At 71.3% G+C, this 14358-nt stretch carries 15 protein-coding genes; 9 read left to right on the top strand and 6 right to left on the bottom strand.

Going from position 1 to position 14358, the window contains the following annotated elements; translation table 11 throughout:
- Position 1 precedes the first annotated feature (1 nt).
- The 7 genes from ABLE53_RS04510 to ABLE53_RS04480 are packed head-to-tail and all read left to right on the top strand — an operon-like array spanning position 2 to position 5751.
- A complete protein-coding gene (locus ABLE53_RS04510; protein WP_348857482.1) occupies positions 2-1033 on the top strand; it encodes an FAD-dependent oxidoreductase in 1032 nt (343 codons plus the stop codon).
- A complete protein-coding gene (thiS, locus tag ABLE53_RS04505) occupies positions 1030-1221 on the top strand; it encodes a sulfur carrier protein ThiS (RefSeq protein WP_348857481.1) in 192 nt (63 codons plus the stop codon). The genes ABLE53_RS04510 and thiS overlap by 4 nt, the downstream gene beginning before the upstream one ends.
- Before the next feature lie 50 nt (positions 1222-1271).
- Entirely contained in the window at positions 1272-2036 is a 765-nt protein-coding gene (locus tag ABLE53_RS04500; RefSeq protein ID WP_425474847.1) for a thiazole synthase, read from the top strand.
- Positions 2036-2662 (top strand): thiamine phosphate synthase, encoded by a 627-nt coding sequence (locus tag ABLE53_RS04495; RefSeq protein ID WP_348857479.1) that lies wholly within the window; start codon positions 2036-2038, stop codon positions 2660-2662. Before ABLE53_RS04500 ends, ABLE53_RS04495 begins: the two co-directional genes overlap by 1 nt.
- On the top strand, positions 2659-3438 hold the full coding sequence (thiD, locus tag ABLE53_RS04490; protein WP_348857478.1) for a bifunctional hydroxymethylpyrimidine kinase/phosphomethylpyrimidine kinase: 780 nt from the start codon (positions 2659-2661) through the stop codon (positions 3436-3438). The genes ABLE53_RS04495 and thiD overlap by 4 nt, the downstream gene beginning before the upstream one ends.
- Positions 3435-5129 (top strand): phosphomethylpyrimidine synthase ThiC, encoded by a 1695-nt coding sequence (gene thiC, locus ABLE53_RS04485; RefSeq protein WP_348857477.1) that lies wholly within the window; start codon positions 3435-3437, stop codon positions 5127-5129. Before thiD ends, thiC begins: the two co-directional genes overlap by 4 nt.
- 4 nt (positions 5130-5133) lie before the next feature.
- Positions 5134-5751 (top strand): DUF1707 SHOCT-like domain-containing protein, encoded by a 618-nt coding sequence (locus ABLE53_RS04480; RefSeq protein WP_348857475.1) that lies wholly within the window; start codon positions 5134-5136, stop codon positions 5749-5751.
- Here ABLE53_RS04480 and ABLE53_RS04475 read toward each other — a convergent pair whose 3' ends face one another.
- The 4 genes from ABLE53_RS04475 to ABLE53_RS04460 are packed head-to-tail and all read right to left on the bottom strand — an operon-like array spanning position 5752 to position 10156.
- A complete protein-coding gene (locus tag ABLE53_RS04475) occupies positions 5752-7035 on the bottom strand; it encodes an ABC transporter ATP-binding protein (RefSeq protein ID WP_348857474.1) in 1284 nt (427 codons plus the stop codon).
- 4 nt (positions 7036-7039) lie between these two features.
- Positions 7040-7885: a carbohydrate ABC transporter permease gene (locus ABLE53_RS04470; RefSeq protein WP_348857473.1), complete on the bottom strand. Its 846-nt coding sequence runs from the start codon at positions 7883-7885 to the stop codon at positions 7040-7042.
- Position 7886: 1 nt separating this feature from the next.
- Positions 7887-8810 (bottom strand): carbohydrate ABC transporter permease, encoded by a 924-nt coding sequence (locus tag ABLE53_RS04465; RefSeq protein ID WP_348857472.1) that lies wholly within the window; start codon positions 8808-8810, stop codon positions 7887-7889.
- 5 nt (positions 8811-8815) lie between these two features.
- Positions 8816-10156 (bottom strand): extracellular solute-binding protein, encoded by a 1341-nt coding sequence (locus ABLE53_RS04460; RefSeq protein ID WP_348857471.1) that lies wholly within the window; start codon positions 10154-10156, stop codon positions 8816-8818.
- Positions 10157-10393: 237 nt separating this feature from the next.
- Here ABLE53_RS04460 and ABLE53_RS04455 point away from each other — a divergent pair, with 237 nt between their 5' ends.
- Complete coding sequence (locus ABLE53_RS04455; RefSeq protein ID WP_348857470.1) at positions 10394-11476, top strand: ABC transporter ATP-binding protein; 1083 nt, start codon at positions 10394-10396, stop codon at positions 11474-11476.
- Positions 11477-11527: 51 nt separating this feature from the next.
- On the opposite strand, the gene ABLE53_RS04450 is transcribed toward ABLE53_RS04455, so the two are convergent.
- Positions 11528-12541, bottom strand: a complete 1014-nt coding sequence (locus tag ABLE53_RS04450; protein ID WP_348857469.1) for a cytochrome c oxidase assembly protein — start codon at positions 12539-12541, stop codon at positions 11528-11530.
- A 106-nt stretch (positions 12542-12647) separates the two neighbouring features.
- Between ABLE53_RS04450 and ABLE53_RS04445 the strand changes: the two genes are divergently transcribed.
- Positions 12648-13430, top strand: a complete 783-nt coding sequence (locus ABLE53_RS04445) for an SCO family protein (protein WP_348857468.1) — start codon at positions 12648-12650, stop codon at positions 13428-13430.
- Here ABLE53_RS04445 and ABLE53_RS04440 read toward each other — a convergent pair.
- On the bottom strand, positions 13427-14356 hold the full coding sequence (locus tag ABLE53_RS04440; protein WP_348857466.1) for an alpha/beta fold hydrolase: 930 nt from the start codon (positions 14354-14356) through the stop codon (positions 13427-13429). The two genes, ABLE53_RS04445 and ABLE53_RS04440, sit on opposite strands and share 4 nt — an antisense overlap.
- Positions 14357-14358 lie beyond the last annotated feature (2 nt).

The raw sequence follows: 14358 nt of genomic DNA, 5'->3' as shown, positions 1-14358 counted from the left end.
CGTGCGGATCCTCGGAGCAGGCATCGTCGGCCTGGCCGTCGCCGACGAGCTGGTCGAGCGCGGCCACGAGGTCGAGGTCGTCGACCCGGCGGCCGGCTCCGGCGCGTCGTACGCCGCCGCCGGGATGCTAAGCCCCGGCGGCGAGCTGTGGCACGGGCAGCCGGAGTTCTTCCGGCTCGGCCGGGCCTCGGCCGAGCTCTGGCCGTCGTACGCCGCTCGGCTCGGCGTGCCTCTCCGCGACCACGGCACCCTCCTTGCCGCCGTCGACCACGGCGACCTGCAGCAGGTGGACCGGCAGGTCTCGCTCCTCGGCGCGCACGGCGAGAAGGCGGAGGTGCTCGGCCGGCGCGAGCTGGTCGACCTCGAGCCGCGCCTGGGCCGTGTGGTCGGCGGAGCGCTGCTGCCCGACGACCACAGCGTCGACCCGCGTGCGGTCGTCGCGGCGTTGCTCGACCGGGTGCCGGACGTCGTGCCGGAGCCCACCGACCGCTCCGCCGAGGTGACCGTCGTCGCGACCGGTACGAGCCTCCCGCCGCCGTACGCCTCGCTCGTTAGGCCGATCCGCGGCGAGATCCTGCGCCTGCGGGTCCGACCGGCCGACCTCCCGGAGCGGACGGTGCGGGCATGGGTGCAGGGCGAGGAGGTGTACGTCGTGCCCCGTGCCACCGGGGAGGTCGTCGTCGGCGCCACCCAGGAGGAGCACGACGAGCCGCCGGTCGTGACGGTCGCGGGCGCCGCGCGGCTGCTCGACGCCGCGCGCCGGCTGATGCCGGGGCTGGACCGCGCCGAGCTGAGGGAGGTGACCGCGCGCGACCGGCCGGGGACGCCTGACAACCTGCCGCTCGTCGGTCCGGTGGACGACCCCGTCCCGGGCGCCGGGCGCTGCCTGCTCGCGGCCGGCCACTTCCGCCACGGCGTGCTCCTCGCGCCGCTCACGGCGCAGCTCATCGCCGACCACCTCGACCACGGCCGCACCGAGCCGGCCCTCGACCCCCGACGATTCACCACTCGAGCCAGCGGAGGAACCCCATGAGGATCACCGTCAACGGCAACCGCACCGAGGCCCCCGACGGCGCCGTCGTGGCGGACCTGCTGCCACCCGACTGCCGCGGGAGCGCCGCCGCGCTCAACGGCGCCGTCGTCCCGCGCGGGCGGCTCGGCGACACGGCGCTGAGCGACGGCGACGTCCTCGAGGTCGTGACGGCGGTGCAGGGCGGATGAGCACCCCACCGGACCGCTCGCTGCGCTCCCGCTCCGGCGGGGAGCCCCAGATGAGCGCGCTCACCATCGCCGGACGCACGCTGGCCTCCCGGCTCTTCCTCGGCACCGGGGGACTGCCGTCGCTCGCCGTGCTCCCCGACGTCCTCGACGCGGCGCGGCCGGGACTGGTGACCGTCTCGATGCGGCGTACGTCGTCGACTGCCTCGGGCGGCCTGCTCGACCTGGTCCGGAAGGCCGGGCTGCCGGTGCTGCCCAACACCGCCGGCTGCCTGTCCGCCCGCGAGGCCGTGCTCACCGCCGAGCTCGCCCGCGAGGCGCTCGGCACCGACTGGGTGAAGCTCGAGGTGATCGGCGACGAGACCTCGCTCCTCCCCGACGCCGTCGAGCTGGTCGACGCCGCGGAGAAGCTGGTGCGCTCCGGCTTCACCGTGCTGCCCTACACGACCGACGACCCGGTCCTCGCCCGCCGGCTGGAGGACGCCGGCTGCGCGGCCGTCATGCCGCTCGGATCGCCGATCGGCTCCGGTCTCGGCGTACTCAACCCGCACGCCCTCGAGTCCCTCGTCGCCGCCGTCGACGTCCCCGTCGTCCTCGACGCCGGCGTCGGCACCGCCTCGGACGCCGCGCTCGCGATGGAGCTCGGGTGCTCGGCGGTCCTCGCCGCCACCGCCGTCACGCGCGCCGACGACCCGGTCGCCATGGCGCGTGCGCTCCGGCTGGGGGTCGAGGCCGGGTACGCCGCCCGCGGCGCCGGCCGGATCCCGCGCCGCGCCGTCGCGCGGGCCTCCTCGCCGATGGAAGGACGGATCGCCTGATGCCCACCGACCAGCTGCCCCGACTGCTCCTGCTCACCGACCGCTCGCAGCTCCATCTCAGCCGCGGGCTGCTCCCGACGCTCGCCGAGTGTCGCGACGCCGGGCTCACCCACGTCGTGCTCCGCGAGCTGGACGAGCCCCTCGCCCGGCGCGCCGCGCTCGCGATCGCCGCCGCGGACCTCGGCCTGACCGTCATCGCCGCGCACACGCCGCTCCCGGGCGCGGCCGGGCTCCACCTGCCGGCCGCGGACGGCGCGTCACCCGACGTCACCGCGTGCCGTCCCCGCGGGCGGTCCTGCCACACCCGGGCCGAGGTCGCGCGGGCGGCAGGGGAGGGCTTCGACTACGCCACCCTCAGCCCGTACGCCGCCAGCGACTCGAAGCCGGGCTACGGACCGCCGCTCGGACCCGGCGGGCTCGCCGACGCGGTGCCCGATGGTCGGGGGATCCCGGTCTACGCGCTCGGCGGGATCACGACCGACAACGCCGCGGAGGCGGTGGCCGCGGGCGCGTACGGCGTGGCGGTCATGGGCGCGGTGATGCGCGCGGCCGATCCTGCCGGGGTGGTGCGGGCGCTGATCGCCGCCGTCGGCGCCGTGGCCGAGGCCGCGGGAGCGCCCGCATGACGCCGCCCGTCGCTCTCACGGTTGCCGGCACGGACTCGGGCGGGGCCGCCGGGATCGCCGCCGACCTCGCGACGTTCGCGGCGCTCGGCGTGCACGGCGCCTGCGTGGTCAGCGCCGTCACCGCCCAGGACACGACCGGGGTCAGCGACGTGCACACCATCCCGATCGGCACGGTCGACGCCCAGCTCGCCGCGGTCCTCGACGACCTGCCGGTCGCCGCCGCGAAGACCGGCATGCTCGGCAGCCCCGAGGCGGTCGAGCTGGTCGCGAAGCGGCTTTCCGGCGTACCCCTCGTGGTCGACCCGGTCCTCGTCGCCACCTCCGGAGCCGTCCTCGGCGACGAGGAGGTCGCCGCCGCCTACCGCGACGTCCTCCTGCCCGTCGCCGCGGTGATCACCCCCAACCGGGACGAGGCGGTCGCGCTGCTCGGCCACGACGGGCCGCCCGACGACCTCGCCGCCACGCTCGCCGCCCTCGGACCCGCGGTCGTCGTCACCGGCGGCGACCCCGCCGCCACCGGCACGTGCACCGACTGGCTCGCGCTGCCCGGCCGCGACCCGGAGCCGCTCACGCACCCGGCGGTGCTGACCGACAACGACCACGGCACCGGCTGCACCTACAGCGCGGCGCTCGCCGCCGGCCTCGCCCGCGGGCTCGACCTGCGCACCGCGGCGCAGCGGGCCGCGGCCCACACCACCCGCCAACTGACCATCAGCAGCACCTGGGACCTCGGCCGCGGCCGCGGCCCGATCGCACACATCGGAGGTACAGCATGACCGTCCACCCAGCCCACACCCGCGTCCTCACCGGCGACCTCGGCGTACCCGTCACCCGCGTCGAGCTCACCAACGGCGAGACGTTCGACCGGTACTGCACCGAGGGCCCGGGGTCCGAGCCCGAGCGCGGACTCCCGCCGCTCCGGCTGCCCTGGATCGAGGCGCGGCAGGACACCGAGACGTACGCCGGCCGCCGGCCGCAGCTGCTCGACGACGGCAGGGCCGCCGTACGCCGGGGCGAGGCGCGCGAGGAGTGGCGCGGCGAGCGCCGCCCGCCCAGGCGGGCGTCCGGATCGGGCAACGTCAGCCAGATGCACTACGCCCGGCGGGGCATCGTCACCCCGGAGATGGCGTACGTCGCCGAGCGTGAGCGGTGCGACCCCGAGCTGGTGCGCAGCGAGGTGGCGGCGGGCCGCGCGATCATCCCGGCCAACGTCAACCACCCCGAGGCCGAGCCGATGATCATCGGCCGTCGGTTCCTGGTGAAGATCAACGCCAACATCGGCAACAGCGCGGTGACCAGCTCGATCCGCGAGGAGGTGGACAAGCTCACCCACGCGATCACCTGGGGCGCCGACACGGTCATGGACCTCTCCACCGGCGACGACATCCACACCACCCGGGAGTGGATCCTGCGCAACAGCCCGGTGCCGATCGGCACCGTCCCGATCTACCAGGCCCTCGAGAAGGTCAACGGCGAGGCTGACAGGCTCTCCTGGGATGTCTTCCGCGACACCGTGATCGAGCAGGCGGAGCAGGGCGTCGACTACATGACCATCCACGCCGGCGTACTCCTCCGCTACGTCCCCCTCACCGCCGACCGCGTCACCGGCATCGTCTCCCGCGGCGGCTCGATCATGGCCGGCTGGTGCCTCGCCCACCACGAGGAGAGCTTCCTCTACACCCACTTCGACGAGCTCTGCGAGATCTTCAAGGCGTACGACGTCAGCTTCTCCCTCGGCGACGGGCTGCGCCCCGGCTGCACCGCGGACGCGAACGACGACGCCCAGCTCTCCGAGCTCCGCACGCTCGCGGAGCTCACCGAGCGTGCCTGGGAGCAGGACGTGCAGGTGATGGTCGAGGGGCCGGGCCACGTGCCGCTGCACCTGGTGAAGGAGAACGTCGACCTCCAGCAGGAGTGGTGCCACGGCGCGCCGTTCTACACGCTGGGCCCGCTGGCGACCGACATCGCGCCCGGCTACGACCACATCACCTCGGCGATCGGGGCGGCGACGATCGCGATGCACGGCACCGCGATGCTCTGCTACGTCACCCCGAAGGAGCACCTCGGGCTGCCCGACCGCGACGACGTGAAGACCGGCGTCATCACCTACAAGCTGGCCGCCCACGCCGCCGACGTCGCCAAGGGCCACCCGGGCGCCCGCGACTGGGACGACACCCTGAGCAAGGCCCGCTTCGAGTTCCGCTGGCGCGACCAGTTCGCGCTCTCCCTCGACCCGGTCACGGCCGAGAGCTTCCACGACGAGACACTGCCCGCCGACAACGCCAAGACCGCCCACTTCTGCTCGATGTGCGGCCCGAAGTTCTGCTCGATGCGGATCAGCCAGGACGTCCGCGAGCGGTTCCGTCAGGACGGGATGGCGAAGAAGTCGGAGGAGTTCCTGGAGCTCGGCGGGACCGTCTACGTCGAGCCGGACGTCGATACGGACGGCGAACCCTCACTACGCTGACTCCATGGGAGAGCTGCAGCACCCCGACCGCAACCCCGAGCTACGGATCGGCGACGCCGAGCGCCATCAGGTCGCCGAGATCCTCCGGCAGGCGGCGGGGGAGGGCAGGCTCGACCTCGACGAGCTCGACGAGCGGCTCGAGGCGGCCTACAAGGCCAAGACCTACGCCGACCTGGTGCCCCTCACCCTGGACCTGCCCGGCCACGCGCCGGCGCCCGCGCCCACCCGGGCGGCGAACCTGCCCGCCGGCGCGGAGGGCGGGACCCACCTGGCGATCCTGAGCGGGTTCGAGCGGAAGGGCGTCTGGACCGTGCCCGGGCAGATGACCGTCGTCTGCTTCATGGGCGGGGCCGACCTCGACCTGCGCGAGGCGACCTTCTCGACGCCGGAGTGCACGATCGTCGTCAACGCGATCATGGGCGGCGCCGACATCAAGGTCGCCCCCGACGTCCACGTGATCATGGAGGGCATCGGGATCATGGGCGGCTACTCCGGCCCGAGCGGGGGCGAGGAGATCCGCCCCGACTCGCCGGTGCTTCGGATCAAGGGCTTCGCCCTGATGGGCGGCGTGAGCGTCACCCGGAAGCCGCGGCGCGGGCCGCGGCGCCGGGAGCTGCGCTAGTCACACCTCCTGGGTGGTGGCCTGCTGGCCCGTGCCGTCGGACCCGGCGGTGGCCTCCGCGGGCGGCGCTCCGTTGGTCGCGCTCCCGTCGGCCGTGCCCGGGATGGTGCCGCAGCGGTCGGGGTCGACGGTGAGGTTCTCGCTCGTCTCCGGGTCGAAGAGGTGGACCTTGGAGCCGTCCATCCAGATCTTGACCGTGTCGCCGTCGCTGACCGTGCTGCCGCCGTCGAGCGTGATGATCAGCTGCGTCCTCAGCGCCTCGCTGTCGGTGTCCTTGGCGAGCTGGTCGAGCTGGGTCTGCACCTCGGGCGGCGCCTCGAACGGGATGTAGGCGTAGGTCTCGTTGCCGAGCCACTCCACCGCGTCGACGGTCGCCTCGAAGGTGTTCTCCTCGCTGACCTCGCGGGTCGTGCTCGCAGCGCCCGCCTCGGCGAAGTTCTCCGGCCGGATACCCGCGATCAGGAGCCCCTTGCCGGCCGCCTTCTCCGCCTTCGCCGCCGGGATCTGGATCTCGCCGAAGGGCAGCTTCAGCGTGGTCCCCTCGACCGTGGCGGGGAGGAAGTTCATCGGCGGGGAGCCGATGAAGCCGGCGACGAACAGGTTCGCGGGGTTGTCGTACAGCTCCCGCGGGGTCGCGAGCTGCTGCAGGACGCCGCGCTTGAGCACCGCGACCCGGTCACCCAGCGTCATCGCCTCGATCTGGTCGTGGGTGACGTAGACGGTCGTGATCCCGAGCCTCTTCTGCAGCCGGGAGATCTCGGTGCGCATCTGGCCGCGCAGCTTGGCGTCGAGGTTGGACAGCGGCTCGTCGAAGAGGAACGCGTCGGCGTTGCGTACGATCGCGCGGCCCATCGCCACCCGCTGCCGCTGGCCGCCGGAGAGGTTGCTCGGCTTGCGGTCGAGGTGCTCGGTGAGCTCCAGCGTCTCCGCGGCCTCGCGCACCTTCCGGTCGACCTCGTCGTTCTTCGCGCCGGCCAGCCGGAGCGGGAAGGCGATGTTCTCGTAGACGGTGAGGTGCGGGTAGAGGGCGTAGTTCTGGAACACCATCGCGAGGTTGCGGTCCCGCGGCGCGAGGTCGTTGACCCGCCGGTCGCCGATGATCATGTCGCCGTCGGTGATGTCCTCCAGCCCGACGATCATGCGCAGCAGCGTCGACTTCCCGCAGCCCGAGGGCCCGACGAGGATCATGAACTCCCCGTCGCCGACGTCGATGCTGACGTCGTTGACGGCCGGGAAGCCGTCGCCGTACTTCTTCACGATGTGGTTCATGGTGATCGATGCCATGAGGTCACCCCTTCACTGCGCCGGAGGTGAGACCGGCGACGATCTTGCGCTGGAAGAGCAGGACGATGAGGACGATCGGGATCGTCGCGATGACGGCGCCCGCGGCGATCAGGCTGACCGGCCGGTTGAACGGGTCGGCGCCGACGAAGAACGACAGCGACGCGGGGATCGGGCGGGCCCGCTCCGTCGAGGTCAGCGAGATGCCGAAGACGAAGTCGTTCCAGGCGAAGAAGAAGGTGAGGATCGCGGCGGTGAACACGCCGGGCGCCGCGAGCGGCACGATCACCTTCCGGAACGCCTGCCACGAGGTCGCCCCGTCGACCTGGGCCGCCTGCTCCATCTCCCACGGGATCTCCCGGAAGAACGCCGAGAGCGTCCAGATCGCGAGGGGGAGCGTGAACGACATGTACGGGATGATGAGTCCCGGCCAGGTGTCGTAGAGATGGACGGCCCGCCACAGGTCGAAGAGCGGGCCGACGAGGGAGACGACCGGGAACATCGCGATCGCGAGCGCGACCGAGAGCACCAGCCTCTTCCCCTTGAAGTCCAGCCTGGCGATGGCGTACGCCGCCAGGGTGGCCAGCGCCACCGAGAGGGCGGTCGCGATCAGCGAGATGCCGATGGAGTTCCAGATCGCGTGCCGGAACTGCTCGTTGTCCCAGACCTGCTTGTAGTTGTCCCAGCCCGCGCCGGTGCCCTTCGCCGGGAAGAAGCCCGGGTTGCCGACGGTGATCGAGGCGGCGCTCTTGAACGAGAGCGAGATGATCCAGGCCACCGGTAGGAGGCACCAGACCAGGATCACGAGCAGGCCGAGGACGAGCCCGATCCGCTGCCACGCAGTCTTCGCCATCTCAGACCTCCTGCCTCGCCTGGGCGAGATCGACGCGGAAGGCCTTCACGAGGATGTAGGCCACCAGCATCACCGACAAGAACAGCAGCACCGACAGCGCCGAGCCCATCCCGAGGGAGAACTGCTCGATGACCTGGCGATAGGTCAGGAACGAGACCGACTCGGTGTTCTGAGCACCGTTGGTCATGACGAAGATGTTGTCGAAGATCCGGTAGGCGTCGAGCGCCCGGAACAGCACCGCGACCATGATCGCCGCCCGCATGTTCGGCAGGATCACCTTGTAGAGCCGCTGCCACCACGTGGCGCCGTCGACCTTCGCCGCCTCGACCATGTCCTCCGAGACCTGCGCCAGCCCGGCGAGCAGCAGCAGCGACATGAACGGCGTCGTCTTCCAGATCTCCGAGACCATGATCGCGAGCAGCGCCGACCAGGTGTGGCCGAACCAGTTGAACGTCGGCGACATGTGGAGCCAGCCGCTGACGAACCCGTTGGTCTGGCTGAACGCGAACTGCCAGGCGAAGCCGGAGATGACGGTGATGATGCCGTACGGGATCAGGATCGAGGTCCGGACGACGCCGCGGGCGAACACCAGGCGGTGCATCACCATCGCGAAGACAAAGCCGACGACCAGCTCGACACCGACGGTCACCACCATGATGAGGACGGTGACGCCGGTGTCGCGCCAGAACAGCGAGTCCGACAGCGCGGTGGCGTAGTTGCCCAGGCCGACGAACTTCTTGTCGTCGGGCGCGGTCAGCGTGTAGTCGTACACCGAGAGCCACAGCGCGCGGATCATCGGGAACGCCGTGACGATCAGCATGATGATCACGGCGGGCGCGACCAGCTTGCGGCCCAGCGAGTTCTCCGCCTTGGTGCGGTCGCTGACGGCGGCTCTCGTCTTCCGCGCTCCGGCGGTAGCGGTCATGGAGGTCACAGCAGGGCCTTCCCCTCGAGCACGTCCTTCAGGAACGATGCGGAGTTGCCGGGCGTCGAGCTCTCGCTGACCGAGCTCGGTGGATGCCAGCGGCTCTGGATCGCGCTGGAGATCTTGCTGTAGTAGGCGCTCTGCGGCCGCAGCCCGCCGGTGTCGACGCTGTTCTGGAAGAGCTCCAGCAGCGAGGCCGGGAAGGCCTTCTTCAGCTCGGGGGAGTTGTACGCCGAGGTCCGCGCGGGCATCAGCCCGGCCTCGGTCGCCATCGCCACCTCCGCGTCGGTGTTGGTCAGGCACTGGGCCGCCGCCATCGCGTAGTCCTTGTGCTTGCTGTAGGCGCCGACGCCGATGTCGATGCCGCCGATCGGGGGCTTGGACTCCTCACCGGACACGGTCGCCGGGTAGCGGGCCCATCCGAGGTCCTGGAACGCCGCCTTGTTGGCGGGGCCGCCGGGCTGGCCGATCAGGCCCTCGTAGTTCTTGTAGACGAACGTCCAGTTGACCATGAACTCGCCGGCGCCGCCGGAGGGGTACATCTGGCCGAGGCTGGTGCCCTCGTTGGACACCGACAGGTCCGGCTGCGCGGCCTTGGAGTCGGCCAGCGTCTGGACCACCTGGGCCGCCGCCTTGCCGGCATCGGAGTCGATGTCGACCTTCGCGTCGGTCCCGGCCTCGGTGTCGGACACGATGTCGCCGCCGGCTCCCATGACGAGGGCGTTGATCCAGACGACGTAGCCCTCGTACTTGTTGGCCTGGACGCCCACGGTGCCGCCGTTGTCGGCCGCGGCCTTGATGATGTCGTCCCAGGTGGCGGGCGAGCCGTCCTTCATCAGGGTCTGGGTCGCGTCGTCGTAGGTCAGGCCCGCCTTCTCGGCCAGCGACTTGCGGTACCACGTCACCTGCGTGTTGGCCCACTGCGGGAAGGCGACCACCTTGCCGTCCCACTGTGCCGACTCGGCCGGCCCCTTCAGGACGTCGTCGTCGACGGCCTTGCTGGCGTACTCCTCGGGCAGCGTCGCCAGCCAGCCGGCGCTGGCGAACTCCGCGACGAAGACCGGGTCGATGCTCATCAGGTCGGTGGAGGAGTCGCGTGCGGCGAGCCTGCGCGCCAGCTGGGTGCGCTGGTCGCTCGCGCTCGAGGGCAGCAGCTGGATCTCCAGCTTGTACTTGTCGGTGCTGCACTGGTCGGCCAGCTTCGCCATCGTGGCCTGGGCGTCGGGGTTGATGTAGACGTTCAGGGTTGCCCGGCCGTCGGAGGAGCCGCAGGCGGCCAGCGTCGTACCGGCCAGCACCGCGGCACCGACAGCGGCGACCGCCCTCCCTCGTCGCGCTCGCGTCATGCGCGGCCGCCTTTCGTCGATCTCCGGTGATCTCCATCACCGGTGTAGCCCATGGGGGTCACTTTGTCCACAACCGTCACAGGGGGACGAGCGGGTTGGCAAGGGGAGATCTGGTCCCACCTGGGGTGCCGCCCGCGGGGCCGTGGCGTACAGTGAGCGCCACCACACGGCCGTGTGGTGCATCTTCACGACGGATCGTCCGGCACGTACCTGCCGGTGAAGAGGAGCAAACTCAACATGGCATCAGTGACCTTCGAGAAGGCGACGCGCTGGTACCCGGGCACGCCCGAGCCGGCCGTCAAGGGCATCGACCTGGAGATCGAGGACGGCGAGTTCATGGTGCTCGTCGGCCCCTCCGGCTGCGGCAAGTCCACCACCCTGCGCATGCTCGCCGGGCTGGAGGAGGTGACCGAGGGCCGCATCCTGATCGGCGACCGCGACGTCACCAACGTCCCGCCGAAGGACCGCGACATCGCGATGGTCTTCCAGAACTACGCGCTCTACCCGCACATGAGCGTCTCCGAGAACATGGCGTTCTCCCTCAAGATGGCCAAGGTGGACAAGGCCGAGCGCGACCGTCGCGTCCAGGACGCGGCCAAGCTCCTCGGGCTGACCGACTACCTCGACCGCAAGCCCAAGGCCCTCTCGGGTGGTCAGCGCCAGCGCGTGGCCATGGGCCGCGCGATCGTGCGCGAGCCGCAGGTCTTCTGCATGGACGAGCCGCTGTCCAACCTCGACGCCAAGATGCGTGTGCAGACCCGCACCGACATCGCCAAGCTCCAGTCCGACCTCGGCATCACCACGGTCTACGTCACCCACGACCAGGTCGAGGCGATGACCATGGGCGACCGGGTGGCCGTCATGAGCGCCGGCGAGCTGCAGCAGGTCGCGACGCCGCTCGAGCTCTACCGCCGGCCGGTCAACCTCTTCGTCGCCGGCTTCATCGGCTCCCCGCAGATGAACCTCATCGAGGCCAAGGCCGCCGACGGTCAGGCGAAGATCGGCGACTACCTCGTCCCCGTCGACCCGACGGCCGAGAAGAAGATGGCGGGCGACATCACCATCGGCGTACGCCCCGAGGCCTGGCGCCTCGTGGGCCCGTCCGAGGGCGGCCTGCCGATCAAGGTCACGGTCGTCGAGGAGCTCGGCTCCGACTCCTACGTCTACGGCACCAGCGACGTCGAAGGCACCCCCTCGACCATCATCGTGCGGGTCTCGGCGAAGGACTCGGTCCACAAGGGCGAGACGATCCACGTCACCACCGACCCCGGCGACGTGCACGTCTTCGACACCACGTCGGGGCTGCGGCTCAGCGAGTGAGCGCGGTGCAGGTTTCCCCGGTCGACCGGGGAAACCTGCAGCCGGCCGCCGTCATCTCTCGTGCTTGCTGAGCTCGGCGAGCATGCGGTTGTACGCCGCGAGCGCCTCGTCGCCGTCGGGGTCGAGGTCCTGCCCCTCGGCCGCGTGCGGGGCCTCGGCGCCCGAGTCCGAGACGTGTGCGACCAGCGTCTGGCGGCGTACTGACTCCAGGAAGCCGCCCGTCATCCGGGCCCGCCGGGCCGGGGAGGTGACCACGGCGATGACCAGCCCGACGGCGATGAACATCATGCCGCCGTCGCCGCCGGCCCACATCAGGCCGCCGGCGGTCTGGATGTCGCGGACCGGGTCCAGCGCCCACTCGGGACGCATGGAGGTGTACATCGGGAAGAGGTCGTGCTCGGTCTGCAGCATGACGATCCCGACGATCGTGTCGGGGACCATGCCGACGACCAGCAGGGCGATCCGGGACAGGTAGGGCAGGTCGGAGCGGATCGGCTCCTCGCCGATCAGGGGCAGCAGGAAGAGCCAGCCGGCGACGACGTAGACGACCTGCTCGCCGGTCATCAGCGTCTGGCTCATCGCCATCTGGTCCATGAAGTCGGTGAGGTGGGTCCCGATGATGACCACGGTGTAGACGGCGATCCCGAGCGCCGGGCTGAGGAGGAGCGCGAACGGCGCGGACCTGAGCACCTTGCGCACCGTCGTCTGCCGCGGCTCGCGGAACGCCTCGACGAGCACGGTCAGCGGGTGCCCGAGAACGAGGAGCGTCGGGACGACCATGATGAGCGCGAGGTGCAGGACCATGTGCATCCACGCCAGCGACATCGCGTAGCCGCCGATCGCCGAGGCCACCACGACCCACAGCAATGCCAGGCCGCCGAGGAAGGACGCCGTCCGCCAGCGGGGGACCGTCGAGGCCGGTCCGGCCATGGCGCGGCCGGCGACGTACAGGCTGCCGAGCAGGACGACGGCGACCAGCCAACCCGGCTGCACGCTCCACGTCCCGAAGAACTCCGACCAGCCCAGCGGGGGGAGGTCGGACATGGGCATGCCGTGGTCGTGCATGGCGTCACGGTAACCCCGCAGTGGTGGGTCCGGAGAACCCGGGCCGGGTCCGACGTCGTGCGCTCTCCCAGGGGGCTCTCAGAGTCGGGGGCTAGCGTCGATCGACGTGTCACTGCGTCGACGCCAGACCCTCCTGTTCCTGCTCGCCCTCGGCCTCTCCGGCGGCGTCCTCGCCGGCTGCGGCAGCAGCGCCGGCTCGTCCGTGCCGCCGCCGAAGGCCGGCGTGGGCACGCCGATGGACTCGGCCGTTCCGCAGCGCATCCTCGACCTCCCGTTCACCGACTCCACCGGCCATCGGGTGCGACTGTCCGACCTCGCCGGGAAGACCGTCGTGATCTCCGACTCCATGACGCTGTGCCAGGAGGCGTGCCCGGTTGACACCGCCACGCTGCTGCAGACGGCACGCGCACTCGAGGCCGCGTCGCCGTCGGCCACGAGGGACGTCGTCTTCCTCACCATCACCGTCGACCCCCAGCGCGACAAACCGGCGCAGCTCGCCGCCTACCGGAGGCAGTACGCCGGCACCGGGCTGCCCCAGTGGCGGCTGCTGACAGGCCGACCGGCCGACGTCCATGCGCTGTGGAAGTACCTCGGCGTTTTCTGGAAGAAGACCCCCGAGGACGACGGGGTCGTGCGCAACTGGCGGACGGGGAAGAAGCTGACGTACGACGTCGCCCACTCCGACGAGGTCTTCTTCCTCGACACCCGCCAGCGCGAGCGGTTCATCCTCGACGGGATCCCGTCGCTGGCCGGCGACGACGACGTGCCGAAGCGGATCCGGGCGTTCATGAGCGCCGAGGGGCACCACAACGAGCACAAGACGGACGGCTGGACCTCCGCCGACGCGATGACGGTGCTGTCCTGGCTGCTCCAGCAGCGGTTGGCCTAGGCTCCGGCCGCCCGGTCGGCGGTGCCCCTGATCGCCCGGACGTACGTCGGCCAGAGCTCCTGCGGTAGGTCGTGGCCCATGCCGTCGATGAGCAGCAGCTCGGCGCCGGGGACGGCCATCGAGGTTGCCCGACCGCCGGAGACGTGGACCATCTTGTCCGCCAGACCGTGGATGACCGTGACCGGCAGGTCGAGCCGGCGCAGGTCGGCGGTGCGGTCGGGCTGGGTGACGATCGCGAGCATCTGCCGCGCGACTCCCGCCGCGGAGACCCCGCGCTCGTAGGTGTCCTCGGCGCGCTTGCGGACCTCGGCCTCGGTCTGCGGGAAGCCGGGGGAGCCGATCAGCTGCCAGACCCGCACCGAGCCCTCGACGTACGCCTGCCGGCCGACCTTGCCTGCCAGCAGCGTCGGGAGGAGCGAGGGGTGCTGGAAGCCGACGGTCCGCTTGCCGGTCGTCGACATCATCGAGGTCATCGACAGCACCCGGTCCGGGTGGTTGATGGCCATCGTCTGGACGATCATGCCGCCCATCGAGATTCCGAACAGGTGGGCCGCCTTGATCTCGAGGTGGTCGAGGAGGCCGACGGCGTCGTCGGCCATGTCGGCGAGGGTGTACGGCGGCGTGACGGAGAGCCCCACGAAGGCCTTGGCGAGCTTCGGGAAGGTCACCCGGCCGTCCAGCTTCGTGGACTTGCCGATGTCGCGGTTGTCGAACCGGATGACGTAGAACCCCGCCCGAGCCAGCAGGCGGCACAGCTCCGGGTCCCACCAGGTCATCGGCCCCCCGAGGCCCATCACCAGGAGGAGCGGGTCGGCCGAGGGGTCGCCGTACGTCTGGTAGCAGAGCTCGATGCCCCGGCCCACAGGGGCGAGCAGCTCGGCGGACTCGGCGACGTCGGCGGCGGGGTCGAGGGTCGGGTCGGCCATCG

The organism is Nocardioides asiaticus (assembly GCF_040049175.1).
In the GTDB taxonomy this organism is placed as follows: Bacteria; Actinomycetota; Actinomycetes; order Propionibacteriales; family Nocardioidaceae; genus Nocardioides; species Nocardioides cheoyonin.
The sequence above is the reverse complement of the archived record's forward strand: the minus strand, read 5'-3'. Positions and strand labels throughout refer to the sequence as shown.

Bases quoted from the DNA above. Each gene is read 5' to 3' on its own strand.
- thiS (WP_348857481.1), top strand. From the start codon at position 1,030: ATGAGGATCACCGTCAACGGCAACCGCACCGAGGCCCCCGACGGCGCC.
- ABLE53_RS04500 (WP_425474847.1), top strand. From the start codon at position 1,272: ATGAGCGCGCTCACCATCGCCGGACGCACGCTGGCCTCCCGGCTCTTC.
- ABLE53_RS04495 (WP_348857479.1), top strand. From the start codon at position 2,036: ATGCCCACCGACCAGCTGCCCCGACTGCTCCTGCTCACCGACCGCTCG.
- thiD (WP_348857478.1), top strand. From the start codon at position 2,659: ATGACGCCGCCCGTCGCTCTCACGGTTGCCGGCACGGACTCGGGCGGG.
- thiC (WP_348857477.1), top strand. From the start codon at position 3,435: ATGACCGTCCACCCAGCCCACACCCGCGTCCTCACCGGCGACCTCGGC.
- ABLE53_RS04480 (WP_348857475.1), top strand. From the start codon at position 5,134: ATGGGAGAGCTGCAGCACCCCGACCGCAACCCCGAGCTACGGATCGGC.
- ABLE53_RS04475 (WP_348857474.1), bottom strand. From the start codon at position 7,035: ATGGCATCGATCACCATGAACCACATCGTGAAGAAGTACGGCGACGGC.
- ABLE53_RS04470 (WP_348857473.1), bottom strand. From the start codon at position 7,885: ATGGCGAAGACTGCGTGGCAGCGGATCGGGCTCGTCCTCGGCCTGCTC.
- ABLE53_RS04465 (WP_348857472.1), bottom strand. From the start codon at position 8,810: ATGACCGCTACCGCCGGAGCGCGGAAGACGAGAGCCGCCGTCAGCGAC.
- ABLE53_RS04460 (WP_348857471.1), bottom strand. From the start codon at position 10,156: ATGACGCGAGCGCGACGAGGGAGGGCGGTCGCCGCTGTCGGTGCCGCG.
- ABLE53_RS04455 (WP_348857470.1), top strand. From the start codon at position 10,394: ATGGCATCAGTGACCTTCGAGAAGGCGACGCGCTGGTACCCGGGCACG.
- ABLE53_RS04450 (WP_348857469.1), bottom strand. From the start codon at position 12,541: ATGCACGACCACGGCATGCCCATGTCCGACCTCCCCCCGCTGGGCTGG.
- ABLE53_RS04440 (WP_348857466.1), bottom strand. From the start codon at position 14,356: ATGGCCGACCCGACCCTCGACCCCGCCGCCGACGTCGCCGAGTCCGCC.